The organism is Citrobacter sp. Cf118 (genome assembly GCF_030334095.1).
Taxonomy (GTDB): domain Bacteria; phylum Pseudomonadota; class Gammaproteobacteria; order Enterobacterales; family Enterobacteriaceae; genus Citrobacter; species Citrobacter freundii.
Map to the genome: position 1 here is coordinate 149,400 of NZ_JAOWES010000056.1, position 11,433 is coordinate 160,832.

Sequence of the window (11,433 nt, forward strand, 5' to 3'; positions counted from 1 at the left end):
GGTTCATCTCTTAAAGTTAAAGCAAATTATTCTCAACCAGCGATACGTTGACTAAGCTTGCGTCCAGATCCTGCAATTTTCCGGAATGGCTCTGCTGTGTGTATTGATTCTTCCCATATCCACCAATCAATCCCGGGTCTGTCGGGCCATACAACGTAATATTGGGGCGATCCAATGCGGCGGTTAAATGGCTGAGACCTGTATCAACCGACACCACAAATTTTGCTCCCGCCAGGATGCGCGCAACGTCTTCCAGACTCATTCGCGGCAGGACATCAACGTAGGGAAAACCTTCCGCCAGCCTTTTGGCACGCTCTTCTTCATGAGGGGCGCCCCAGGGGAGTTTAATACGGATGCCCGTATTATTTAACAGCCCGATCAGGTCCCGCCAGTTGGCTTCAGGCCAGTGCTTATCGTCACGTGTTGTGGCGTGCAGAAATACGGCATATTGGCCTGTATCAGCATTACATTCATTCACAAAATGCTGAGCGATAGCGTAATCACCCTGCGATTGCGGTTTGGCATATCCCAGACTTTTGGCGAACAATTCACGCGTACGTTCTACCGCATGCTGCTGTTTAGCAATGTGATGTTTGCGATTATAAAACAGGCTAGCCAGCGGCTCGCGGGCCGTACTCCAGTCCATACCATGCTTGACGCCACGTGCCAGACGCGTCACCAACGCCGCACTTTTAACCAGACCCTGCGCATCAATTATCGCGTCATACTGCTGCAAACGTACCGCATCGCGAAACGCTTTACGCTCGGCTTTAATCGGCGCTGAAAACCAGGCTTTACGCCAGCGGCGAATCGCCACTGGGATGACCCGGTCAACGGCTGCATGCCAGGAAGGGATCTGCGCGAATCCTTCTTCCACCACCCAATCAAATTGAATACCCGGAATAGCCTGCTGCGCATCGGTTAATGCGGGCAACGTATGCAGTACATCGCCCATAGACGACGTTTTAACGATCAGAACCCGCATCCGTCAGGCTTCCTCTTGTAACAACAGGTCGTTGAGTTCTTCCAGTACACGCTGGGGTGTGATGTCAATCAGGCTTTGGTGATAGCCTTCTGCCGCATCGCCCTTGCGCACTTTGTGATAGCCCGTAATCAGACGAATGACCCGTGCTTTGTGCGACAACGGCGGGGTAAAGTCCGGACTACTTGGGCCATACAACGCTACCAGAGGTCGATTCAACGCTGCGGCAACGTGCATTAATCCAGAGTCGTTGGTGACGACCGCTTTGCAGGCGGCGAGCAGAATAACGGCCTGCTCCAGCTGCGTTTCGCCCGCCAGATTACGACACCAGGCCTGCTGCTCAACGCTTAACGTTGCCAGGATTTCATTTCCGGCTTCATGATCTTTTGCCGAGCCAAACAGTACAATCTGATGACCTTCGTCGATCAGCTGTTTTGCCAGTTCAGCATAATGGTAGTGTGGCCAGCGTTTCGCCGGACCAAATTCCGCACCCGGGCAAAAACCGATGATGGGGCGTTCGGCAGAAAGGGAGAACTGACTACAGGTCAGAGACTTTTCACCTTCGCTGACCTGCAACTGTGGCCACAGCAGAGGCTGCGGCAAATCTTTAGCCGACAGCATCACACCTTTATCGTAGGCCAGGGCCACATAGCGTTCGACCATCAGCGGCCATGCGTCTTTGTCCAGCACGCGCGCATCGTTGAGCAGGCCGTAGCGCATTTCACCACGCCAACCGGTACGATGTGGAATACCTGCAAAAAAGGGCACCAGCGCGGATTTAAACGAGTTAGGCAGCACATAAGCGCGGTCATAGCGCTTCTCACGCAGGCTATGACCGAGCTTACGCCGTTCGCCAATTTCCAGAGCGCCATGCCCAAGCGGCATCGCGATCGCTTCATTGACTTCCGGCATCCGCGACAGCAGCGGACGGCACCATGCAGGTGCCATCACGTCGATTATCGCCTGGGGATAGCGCGCCTTGAGCGTGCGATAGAGACTTTGCGACATCATCATGTCGCCCACCCATGACGGGCCGATCACCAGTATTTTCATGCTAACTTCTTACGCGTCGCGGTTCAGCCAAGCCATATATTCCGTTACGCCTTCGGCAACGGTCTTAAACGGCTTGTCATAGCCCGCTGCGCGCAGGTTGGTCAGGTCTGCCTGAGTAAACGCCTGGTAGCGACCTTTCAGTTTTTCCGGGAATGGAATGTACTCAATGCTGCCTTTTTTGTGGTACGCCAGCGTTGCGTCAGCAACGGCCTGGAAAGATTCCGCACGACCGGTACCGAGGTTAAAGATGCCGGATACCCCGTTTTCCAGGAACCACAGGTTTACCGCAGCCACATCGCCAACATAAACGAAATCACGTTTGAAGTTTTCGCTGCCTTCGAACAGTTTTGGTGTTTCGCCATTGTTAAGCTGGGTATTGAGGTGGAAAGCAACGCTTGCCATGCTGCCTTTGTGGCCTTCACGCGGTCCGTAGACGTTGAAATAGCGGAAGCCAACAATCTGTGAGTTGGCTTCTGGCAGGATCTGACGCACGTACTCGTCGAACAGGAATTTTGAGTAGCCATAGACGTTCAGCGGTTTCTCATATTCACGGGATTCGATGAAATCAGAAGTGCGCCCGCCATAGGTGGCGGCAGAGGATGCGTACAGGAACGGGATTTCACGCTCCAGGCAGTAGTGCAGTAGCTCTTTGGAGTATTGATAGTTGTTATCCATCATATACTTGCCGTCCCACTCGGTGGTGGAAGAGCATGCGCCTTCGTGGAAAATCGCTTCGATATCGCCGAAATCTTCCCCGGCCATAATCTGGATCAGGAAGTCTTCCTTGTCCATGTAGTCAGCAATATTCAGATCCACCAGGTTAACAAACTTGGTGCCGTCTTTCAGGTTGTCCACCACCAGGATGTCGGTGATGCCTTTATCATTCAGGGACTTAACGATGTTGCTGCCGATAAAGCCCGCGCCGCCGGTAACGATGATCATAAATGTAACCTTCGAATTATGGAGTCAGAGACAATCTCAGACACGAATACTTTCTATCATATCACTACATGGCTCAGGCTTCAGCCATTCACCGATAAGCCGTGCGGGTACACGTGATTTATGCTTCATTTTGAAGAAGTGATGATGCGTCATCTCGTATCAACGTATAGCTTTGGGTAATATGTGCTGAAATTTGCCCAGTCTGGAGAATTGAAATGCGTGGGGATTTTTACAAACAGTTAATCAACGATCTCGACACCGCACGTGCGGAAGGATTGTTTAAAGAAGAGCGCATTATTACATCTGCCCAGCAGGCGGATATCACCGTGGCGGACGGAAGCCACGTTATTAACTTTTGTGCGAACAACTATCTGGGACTGGCTAATCATCCAGAACTGATTGCAGCAGCAAAAGCGGGTATGGATTCTCACGGATTTGGTATGGCTTCGGTTCGCTTTATTTGCGGTACCCAGGATAGCCATAAGCAACTGGAGCAAAAACTGGCGGCATTCCTCGGTATGGAAGATGCCATCCTTTACTCTTCCTGCTTCGACGCCAATGGCGGCCTGTTTGAAACGCTGCTGGGCGCAGAAGACGCAATTATTTCCGATGCCCTGAACCACGCTTCTATCATTGATGGCGTTCGTCTGTGTAAAGCAAAACGTTTCCGTTACGCCAACAACGATATGGTGGAACTGGAAGCTCGCCTGAAAGAAGCGCGTGAAGCGGGCGCTCGTCATATCCTGATCGCCACTGATGGCGTGTTCTCTATGGATGGTGTGATCGCTAACCTGAAAGGCGTTTGCGATCTGGCGGATAAATACGACGCGCTGGTCATGGTTGATGATTCCCATGCCGTCGGTTTTGTCGGCGAAAATGGTCGTGGCTCCCATGAATACTGTGACGTGATGGGTCGCGTGGACATCATCACCGGTACGCTGGGTAAAGCACTCGGCGGCGCATCCGGTGGTTACACCGCAGCGCGCAAAGAAGTTGTTGAGTGGCTGCGTCAGCGTTCCCGTCCTTATTTGTTCTCCAACTCACTGGCGCCAGCGATTGTTGCGGCCTCCATTAAAGTGCTGGAAATGGTTGAAGCTGGCAGTGACCTGCGCGATCGCCTGTGGGCGAACGCACGTCAGTTCCGCGAGCAAATGTCTGCCGCAGGCTTTACGTTAGCCGGTGCGGATCACGCGATCATCCCGGTGATGTTGGGTGATGCAGTAGTGGCGCAGGCGTTCGCCCGCGAGCTGCAAAAAGAGGGGATTTACGTTACCGGATTCTTCTATCCGGTGGTTCCAAAAGGCCAGGCGCGTATCCGTACCCAGATGTCTGCGGCGCATACCCCTGAGCAGATTACGCGTGCTGTTGAGGCGTTCACACGCATTGGTAAACAACTGGGCGTTATTGCCTGAGGATGTGAAATGAAAGCGTTATCCAAACTGAAAGCGGAAGAGGGCATTTGGATGACTGACGTTCCTGAACCGGAAGTCGGTCATAACGATTTGCTGATTAAAATCCGTAAAACAGCCATCTGCGGGACTGACGTTCACATTTATAACTGGGATGAATGGTCGCAAAAAACCATCCCAGTACCGATGGTCGTTGGACATGAATATGTCGGCGAAGTTGTTGGCATCGGTCAGGAAGTTAAAGGCTTTAAAATCGGCGATCGCGTTTCAGGCGAAGGTCATATCACCTGCGGACATTGCCGTAACTGCCGCGGTGGACGTACTCACCTGTGCCGCAATACCACCGGTGTCGGTGTAAACCGTCCGGGCTGCTTTGCGGAGTACCTGGTGATCCCGGCATTTAACGCATTTAAAATCCCGGACAATATCTCCGACGACCTGGCGTCTATCTTCGATCCGTTCGGTAATGCAGTGCACACGGCGCTGTCGTTCGATCTGGTTGGGGAAGATGTACTGGTGTCCGGTGCGGGTCCAATCGGTATTATGGCGGCGGCGGTCGCGAAGCACGTTGGCGCACGCCACGTGGTGATCACCGACGTTAATGAGTATCGCCTTGAGCTGGCGCGCAAAATGGGTATCACCCGCGCGGTCAACGTGTCGAAAGAGAATCTGACCGACGTGATGGCTGAACTGGGTATGACCGAAGGGTTTGATGTGGGCCTGGAGATGTCCGGGGCGCCGCCAGCGTTTCGCGCTATGCTGGACACCATGAATCACGGTGGCCGTATTGCTATGCTGGGTATTCCGCCATCTGATATGTCCATCGACTGGACCAAAGTTATCTTTAAAGGACTGTTTATTAAAGGTATCTACGGTCGTGAGATGTTTGAGACATGGTACAAAATGGCTGCACTGATCCAGTCTGGTCTGGATTTGTCGCCGATCATCACCCACCGATTCTCCATCGATGAATTCCAGCAGGGCTTTGACGCGATGCGTTCAGGCCAGTCAGGGAAAGTGATCCTGAGCTGGGATTAACCGTATCCACCCTGTGGATTCTGTGTGTTGTCCCCGGATGTTGATTATCATTAATCATCCGGGGCGTTTTTTGCCTGCACAATCTCTCCCGCCCGGCGCATTTTCCGCTAAAGAATTAATAATTTTTTCTGAAAATCTACCGCTTAATATGCTAAAAAGTGCCGATTACTCTATTGTCTGGCTGGATTTGATATGACCTATATCCCTGGTCTCCTGAGCGTCATTATGCCGCTTTACAACACGGGTGAACCGTTCATTGCGTGTATGGATTCGCTGATTGCGCAAACCTGGAAGAACCTGGAGATCATCATTGTTAATGATGGCTCTACGGATAACTCTGCGGAGCTTGCTCAGTCTTATGCGGATCGTTATCCGCACGTTCATCTGCTGCACCAGCGCAATGGGGGCGTTTCGGCGGCGCGCAATACCGGTATGAAAGTCGCCAGGGGGGAGTACATCGCGTACGTAGACGGCGATGATATTGCCTACCCGGAAATGTATGAAACGCTGATGACTATGGCGCTGAAAGACAACCTGGATGTTGCGCAGTGCAACGCTGACTGGTGTATTGCCGAGACGGGCCACACATGGGCATCCATTCCTACCGATCGTATTCGTTCTACCGGCGTGATGACCGGGCCAGACTGGTTACGCAAAGCGTTAGCCAGCCGCCGTTGGCGACACGTTGTCTGGATGGGCGTTTATCGTCATCAGACTATCCGCGACGCGGGGCTGACCTTCCTGTCTGGCCTGCATCACCAGGATATTATCTGGACGACGGAGTTTATGTTTAATGCGAAGCGCGCGCGTTACACGGAAATCCCTTTGTATAAATACTTCCTGCACGGCGCATCTGTTAGCCGTCTGCCGCGCACCGGGCTGAAAAACCTCGCTTACCAGCGCCACTACATCAAAATTACCCGTCTGCTGGATAAGATGAATCACGACTACGCTGGGCGTATTCCCATTTACCCGGAATTCAAACAGCAGGTGATTTACGAAGCGCTACGCGTTTGTCATTGCATCCGTAAAGAGCCGGATGAAAAAATCCGCCAGCGCATGATTGCTGAAGTATTCGTGTCGGGTATGTTCAAGCGTATGGTAAGCAATATTTGCAGCGTTAAGCTGGGTTATCAGGTGCTGTTGTGGGCCATCCGCTTTAGCCAGTGGCGCGATAAAGCACTGACGCCGCGCCGCCTGGCTCATTTAACGCTGGATAGCAAAGACTGATTATTGCCAGCCCTGCCACTGCAGGCGCATATACTGCACCAGCGTGCTTTGGGTAATGCTTTCGCCGAGCACGCTGAAGAAGCGGCTGGCGTACACTGGCTCTAACGGCTGCTTCGGTTTGCATAATTTCACCCCGCGGAAAGGATTACGCGGCGCATCAGGTGTACCGTTCTTCGGTGGCGTGAGGTTTGGTCTGGAGGTATCCACCTGCGGTTCATTGAGCAGGCTGCTTGGGCGAACCAACGTGATGTCGGCTGGCAGGCTATACAGCATCTGCTGCAGGACACGAACCGTAGACGGGTGAGGGTGGCCAATGGCGATTGCGGAACCGTTGCGGCGCGCCAGCTCGACTGCACGATTAAACTGACGGCGAATATCGGCTTCGTTTTGCGTGTCATCCAGGAAGACTTTGCGTTTGATGACTTTCACACCGGTCCCTGACGCTGCGCGCATTGCCTGGCTGTTACCAATGGTCATGCTGTCCAGGAAGTAGAGATCGTAGCGCTCCAGCGCCTGCATCACCTTCTGCATGCCAAACAGGCTGGAGGTCATCGCGCTGCCCATATGGTTGTTCAGACCGACCGCATTCGGTACTTTGCTTACCGCGTCGCGAATAATTCGCTCAATCTCTTCGCTGCTCATTTCAGGGCGTAAAGTGTCTTTCTCTAACGGCTGCTTGCTCAGCGGTGCCATTGGCAGATGGATTAAGACTTCATGCCCGCTGTTATGCGCTTTGATTGCCATTTCACGCGCATGTGGGGCGTTAGGCAGAACGGCAACGGAGATGGTAGAAGGCATCGCCAGTACCTGGTTTTCAGTGTGTGGGCGATAGCCGAAATCATCAATGACGATGGCGAGTTTGCCAGCAGAAACAGGTGTTGCGAAGGCCAGCAGGCTGGCGAGAGAGAGTAGTAGACGACGAAATTGTTGTGGCAAAACTTATCTTCCCAACCACGGCTGTGGATTGACCGCCTGACCCCGGCGACGAATTTCGAAATAGAGTGCCGGCCTGCCCTGACCGCCGCTGCTACCCACTAGTGCTATAGGCTGCCCGGCGCGAACCTGCGTACCGACGCTGACCAGTGCGCTCTGGTTATAACCGTACAGGCTCATATCGCCTTTACCGTGCTCAACGACGACCACCAGGCCATAGCCCTGCAACCAGTCCGCCAGAATGACGCGACCATCGGCAATGGCTTTAACTTCGGTGCCTTCGGATGCGCCAATAACCATCCCCTTCCAACGTAGCTCACCCTGCAGTTGTTCGCCATAACGATGTAGGGTTGGACCCCGAACGGGCCAGAATGCCTGGCCGCGTGGCGAACCCAAACCGCCGGTACGTGACATCAGAGATTTTTCACTTTCGGTCGGTTTGTAGGTTGAGCCTTTCCGTGATGCATCCTGTTGCTTATCGCGTACGGCCTGCGCCTCGCGGGCTTCACGTTCCGCGCGTGCTTTGGCTGCGGCTTCGGCGCGAGCAATGCTGTTGCGCAGGCGCGATTCGTTGGCGCGCATTTCGCCTAGCTGCTGCTGACCCTGTTGAATCGATGATTCCAGACTCGAAAGCGTTTTCTGGCGTTCGTTACGTGCCTGTTCCAGCTTAGCCTGCTGAGCGCGCTGTTCGTACAGTAGCGTCTGCTGTTCGCTTTGCTTATCTTCTAGCTCGGCTTTTTGCGAGTCGACTTCTTCGCGGGTTTGTTTCAACTGCGCGATAGTTTCTTGCCTCGCCTGGTTCAGGTAGCCGAAATAGGCCTGCAGGCGCTGTCCGCGCTGGCTCTCTTCACCGCTGAGGATAAGCTGAATACCGGTGTGTTCACCCTGGCGAAACGCGGCGTCTAACTGGGCTGCCAGACTGCGCTCTTGCGCTGCTCGTTGCTTTTCCAGCTTCGCGAGTGCTGCGTTCATCTCTGCGATTTGCGCGTTCAGCTGTGCCAGTGAGTTCTGCGTTTCGCGTAACTGCCTTGCGGCAACGGCGATGGCTTGTTCCTGAGCTTTAAGCTGAGCGAGGAGAGTGGAACGTTGTTGTTGCTGTTGGCGTACCGCGCGTTCTTTTGCCGCGATATCGGCCTGAATAGATTTAAGCTGGTCGCGTTCGTCCGCGTGGGCGGAAAAGGCGCACAGCAATACGCCAGCGCTAAGCGCGCTGGCGTAGAACAAGGGCCTGACTGAAAACTTACGCGGTTTCACGGCCCGAGTGATGGTATTAATCGCCTTTCCCCTCATGGGGAGGGATTATTCCACGATGAACAGCGGCTTACCAGTCATCTCTTGCGGGATTTCCATACCCATCAGCGTCAGCATGGTCGGGGCGATATCAGAAAGTTTGCCGCCTTCGACTGCTTTGACGTTCTTACCACCGACATAAATCAGCGGAACGGGCAGGTTGGTATGTGCAGTATGTGCCTGACCGGTGGACGGATCGCGCATCTGCTCTGCGTTACCGTGGTCTGCGGTGATCAGCAACTGGCCGCCAACGGACTCAACCGCTTTAGTCACCTGCTCAACGCAGTGATCCAGCGCTTCAACCGCTTTAACCGCTGCTTCCATCACCCCGGTGTGACCAACCATGTCGCCGTTCGGGTAGTTACAAATGATGGTGTCGTATTTACCGCTCTCAATCGCTGCAACCAGCTTCTCGGTCAGTTCAGCAGAGCTCATTTCCGGTTGCAGATCGTAGGTCGCAACTTTCGGAGAGTTGATCAGGATGCGGTCTTCGCCTTTGAACGGCTCTTCTACGCCGCCGTTGAAGAAGAAGGTCACGTGCGCATATTTTTCAGTTTCGGAAATACGCAGCTGCGTTTTTTCGTTCTTCGCCATCCACTCACCAAAGGTGTTGGCCAGAGATGCTGGTGGGTAAGCAACCGCAGTTTTGATGTCTGCCGCGTATTCGGTCAGCATCACAAAGTTGAGGTTAACGACTTTCTTACGGGCGAAGCCGTCGAAATCAGCGTTAACAAACGCACGGGTGATTTCACGCGCACGGTCAGCACGGAAGTTCATGAAAATCAGCGTATCGCCATCTTCCATAGCAGCATCTGCCTGACCTTCGGCACGGATCACGGTGGCTTTAACGAATTCGTCGTTTTCGTCGCGGGCATAAGCAGCCTGCAGACCTTCAACCGCCGTAGCGAACTGGAACTCGCCCTTCGCCAGCGTCATCAGATCGTAAGCCTGTTCAACGCGATCCCAACGGTTGTCGCGGTCCATAGCGTAGTAACGACCGATGATGGACGCTACGCGGCCTTTGCCCAGCGCGGCAAATTTCTCTTCGAATTTCTGCAGTGAATGTTCAGCGCTGCGCGGCGGAGTATCACGACCATCAAGGAAAGCGTGCAGATAGATTTTATCAGCGCCGCGTTCAGCGGCCATTTCTACCATCGCCATGATGTGATCTTCGTGGCTGTGAACGCCGCCAGCAGAGAGCAGACCCATGATGTGTACCGCTTTCCCGGCATTTTTTGCCTGGTCGACCGCATCGGTCAGCACCGGGTTAGCGAAGAAAGTACGTTCTTTGATTTCAACGTCCAGACGGGTAAGGTCCTGATACACGATACGGCCCGCGCCCAGGTTGACGTGACCCACTTCGGAGTTGCCCATCTGGCGATCGGGCAGGCCGACTTCCAGACCGGACGCATCAATCAGGGTATGCGGACGTTTTGCCCACAGCGCATCCATTACCGGGGTTTTAGCACTAAAAATGGCGTTATCCTGGCTGTCTTCGCGATAGCCGTAGCCATCCAGAATCACCAGTACCATAGGTTTTTTAGAAACCGACATTGCGACAACCTCACACTCAAGAGATAAAAAATAATTGCGTAATTTTACTACAGCTGAATCGATAAAGTAGCCCCCGAAGATCAAATAATGGGGGATCGCGTGCTAAGGGGAACACCGATTTACATTTTTTTTTCCGTAGCGCCCCGCAAAAATGCAATCCAATGCACGCTCTGGCTGTATTTGCGCCAACGCGCAGGTATACTCCTTTCCTGGTTTTTTAATCACTGAGTCGGGAGTTGTTACCCCCCATGCAAGAAATTATGCAATTTGTTAGTCGCCACCCTGTCTTGAGTATCGCCTGGATTGCGTTACTGGCGGCTGTATTATTTACCACGTTTAAGAGCCTGACCTCAAAAGTGAAGGTGATTACTCGCGGCGAAGCTACACGTCTCATCAACAAAGAAGACGCCGTTGTTGTGGATTTACGCCAGCGCGACGACTTCCGCAAAGGCCATATCGCAGGCTCCACTAACCTGCTGCCGAGCGAAATCAAAGCCAACAATTTTGGCGAACTTGAAAAACACAAAAACAAACCTGTGATTGTGGTTGATGGTTCAGGCATGCAGTGCCAGGATTCAGCAACTGCGCTGATTAAAGCCGGTTTTGAGCAGGTATCCGTACTGAAAGACGGCGTAGCGGGCTGGAGTGGTGAGAATCTGCCACTGGTTCGCGGCAAGTAATTTACCCGTCTTCTTTCATGCCGCAGGGTAAAAAGAACACTGGAGATAAGTCATGGCCAATATTGAGATCTACACCAAAGCAACCTGCCCGTTTTGCCATCGCGCAAAAGCGCTGTTGAACAGCAAGGGTGTGAGTTTCCAGGAGCTTCCGATTGACGGTGATGCCGTGAAGCGTGAAGAGATGATCAAGCGCAGTGGCCGTACGACGGTTCCGCAGATTTTTATTGATGCACAGCACATTGGCGGTTGTGACGACTTGTATGCGTTGGATGCGCGTGGTGGACTGGATCCCCTGCTGCGATAAGGCGTACTGAAAGTATTT

Annotated in this window: 11 protein-coding genes; 5 read left to right on the top strand and 6 right to left on the bottom strand. The window is 53.2% G+C overall.

All coding sequences use genetic code 11. From position 1 onward, the window contains the following. Nucleotides 1-16: 16 nt before the first annotated feature. The 3 genes from rfaC to rfaD are packed head-to-tail and all read right to left on the bottom strand — an operon-like array spanning nt 17 to nt 2,977. A complete protein-coding gene (gene rfaC, locus OGX67_RS02780; RefSeq protein WP_257651348.1) occupies nt 17-985 on the bottom strand; it encodes a lipopolysaccharide heptosyltransferase RfaC in 969 nt (322 codons plus the stop codon). A 3-nt stretch (nt 986-988) separates the two neighbouring features. Then, on the bottom strand, nt 989-2,035 hold the full coding sequence (gene rfaF / locus OGX67_RS02785) for an ADP-heptose--LPS heptosyltransferase RfaF (protein WP_071685699.1): 1,047 nt from the start codon (nt 2,033-2,035) through the stop codon (nt 989-991). Between the two features lie 9 nt (nt 2,036-2,044). Beyond that, nucleotides 2,045-2,977 carry an ADP-glyceromanno-heptose 6-epimerase gene (gene rfaD / locus OGX67_RS02790; RefSeq protein ID WP_003827312.1) on the bottom strand — a complete coding sequence of 311 codons (933 nt, stop codon included), beginning with the start codon at nt 2,975-2,977 and terminating at the stop codon, nt 2,045-2,047. Between the two features lie 215 nt (nt 2,978-3,192). Here rfaD and kbl point away from each other — a divergent pair, with 215 nt between their 5' ends. The 3 genes from kbl (at nt 3,193) to OGX67_RS02805 (ending at nt 6,654) form a co-directional block, all read left to right on the top strand. Beyond that, nucleotides 3,193-4,389 (top strand): glycine C-acetyltransferase, encoded by a 1,197-nt coding sequence (gene kbl / locus OGX67_RS02795; RefSeq protein ID WP_257651346.1) that lies wholly within the window; start codon nt 3,193-3,195, stop codon nt 4,387-4,389. Nucleotides 4,390-4,398: 9 nt separating this feature from the next. Then, the gene (tdh, locus tag OGX67_RS02800; protein ID WP_003024132.1) at nt 4,399-5,424 is read left to right on the top strand and encodes an L-threonine 3-dehydrogenase; all 1,026 of its coding nucleotides are present in this window, start codon (nt 4,399-4,401) and stop codon (nt 5,422-5,424) included. A 192-nt stretch (nt 5,425-5,616) separates the two neighbouring features. Next, the gene (locus OGX67_RS02805; protein WP_003844540.1) at nt 5,617-6,654 is read left to right on the top strand and encodes a glycosyltransferase; all 1,038 of its coding nucleotides are present in this window, start codon (nt 5,617-5,619) and stop codon (nt 6,652-6,654) included. Here OGX67_RS02805 and OGX67_RS02810 read toward each other — a convergent pair whose 3' ends face one another. The 3 genes from OGX67_RS02810 to gpmM are packed head-to-tail and all read right to left on the bottom strand — an operon-like array spanning nt 6,655 to nt 10,431. Next, nucleotides 6,655-7,590, bottom strand: coding sequence for a divergent polysaccharide deacetylase family protein (locus OGX67_RS02810; RefSeq protein WP_257651345.1), 936 nt, complete (start codon nt 7,588-7,590; stop codon nt 6,655-6,657). A 3-nt stretch (nt 7,591-7,593) separates the two neighbouring features. Continuing rightward, on the bottom strand, nt 7,594-8,853 hold the full coding sequence (gene envC / locus OGX67_RS02815; protein ID WP_257651380.1) for a murein hydrolase activator EnvC: 1,260 nt from the start codon (nt 8,851-8,853) through the stop codon (nt 7,594-7,596). 33 nt (nt 8,854-8,886) lie between these two features. Beyond that, nucleotides 8,887-10,431: a 2,3-bisphosphoglycerate-independent phosphoglycerate mutase gene (gpmM, locus tag OGX67_RS02820; protein ID WP_032950516.1), complete on the bottom strand. Its 1,545-nt coding sequence runs from the start codon at nt 10,429-10,431 to the stop codon at nt 8,887-8,889. Between the two features lie 248 nt (nt 10,432-10,679). Between gpmM and OGX67_RS02825 the strand changes: the two genes are divergently transcribed. After that, the gene (locus OGX67_RS02825) at nt 10,680-11,111 is read left to right on the top strand and encodes a rhodanese-like domain-containing protein (RefSeq protein ID WP_003024148.1); all 432 of its coding nucleotides are present in this window, start codon (nt 10,680-10,682) and stop codon (nt 11,109-11,111) included. 52 nt (nt 11,112-11,163) lie between these two features. Continuing rightward, nucleotides 11,164-11,415: a glutaredoxin 3 gene (gene grxC / locus OGX67_RS02830; protein ID WP_003024152.1), complete on the top strand. Its 252-nt coding sequence runs from the start codon at nt 11,164-11,166 to the stop codon at nt 11,413-11,415. The last annotated feature ends 18 nt before the right edge of the window (nt 11,416-11,433 follow it).